At 72.8% G+C, this 1,235-nt stretch carries 1 protein-coding gene; it reads right to left on the reverse strand.

Features of this window, described 5'->3' with window-relative positions:
• On the reverse strand, positions 1-997 hold a 997-nt coding region (locus AC2W7A_RS12610), incomplete at its 3' end, for a serine hydrolase domain-containing protein (protein WP_485991634.1).
• Between the last annotated feature and the right edge of the window lie 238 nt (positions 998-1,235).

Here is a 1,235-nt window from a genome sequence, read left to right on the forward strand (position 1 = left end):
GGGCGGCCATGTCCGCCACCGCACGGCGGGAGGCCACGCTGCTGCCGCGGACCAGGCGGTCGCAGGAGGCCGGGGCGTCGGCGGCGTTCACCACGAACGCGGTGCGCATCAGCTCGAGCTCCCGAGCGAACACCTGGTCCCAGCCGGCCTGCCAGTACGGGCGGCCGATGTAGGTGAAGGCGAAGGCGCGCTCGCCGTCCCGGGAGCACAGGGCCAGCGAGACCGAGCCGAAGCCCGCGCCGTCGTGGCCGACAAGGAACTCTCCGGCGTGCTCCGGGGAGGGGTCGGCCACCAGGAACAGTCCGTAGCCGTAGCCGGCGCGGGCCGCCGGACCGACCGGGGTGACCATCAGGTCCACGGTCTGCTGGGAGACGAGCTGCCCGCGCATCAGGGCCTGGTAGAAGCGCGTGACGTCCGCGGCGGTGGTGTTCACCGCGGCGGCGGAGGCGAAGATCGACTGGTCGATGGTCTCCAGCGCCTTGGCCTCGTGGGGGCGGACGGCGGCGTCCTGCATCTCGGCTCCGCGGACCAGGGTGCCGTCCTCGAGGCGGGTGCGGTGCATGCCCGCCGGACGGAAGACGCGGTCCCGGATGAGCTCGGGCATGCGACGCCCGGTGACGGCCTCGACCATCATCTCCAGCACCACGTAGCCGGTGTTGGAGTAGCCGTGGTCCGTGCCCGGCTCGAACCACCAGGAGTCCTGCTTCGCCAGCTTGACCAGCTCGCGCTGGCCGTAGTGGCGGGAGACGACGGCGGCGAGCTCGTCGAGGTCGAGCTCGAAGAGCGACTGGCCGCGCATGACCGTCCAGATGGCGTCCGGCATGCCGGAGGTGTGGTTCATGAGCATGGACAGCGTGACCCGGTCCTCGTACTCGGGCCACAGCGCCGGCAGGACCTCGCCGACGGTGGTGTCCAGGGACAGGGTGCCGCGCTCCACCTCCTGCATGGCCACGGTGGCGACCATGCCCTGGGCGAACTGGCGGCGGGTGGGGCGCATCGAGGCGTCCTTTCATGAGTGTGACATGGGTCACCCGAAGCGGGTGTGCTCACACTCTAGCCCGTGGGCCGCCCCCGGATCAGGCCTCGCTCCGCGCCCGGTGTGCCCGCCAGGCCGAGGCCACCATCTCCTCCAGGCGGTGGCGCATCGCCCAGTCCAGGTCCGCGGCGGCCGCGGAGCCGTCCGCGACGATCCGCGCCGGGTCGCCCGGGGCGCCGAGGGTGCACCTGGGGGGCCG

The organism is Micrococcus sp. LASM2_SD2, from assembly GCF_057364565.1.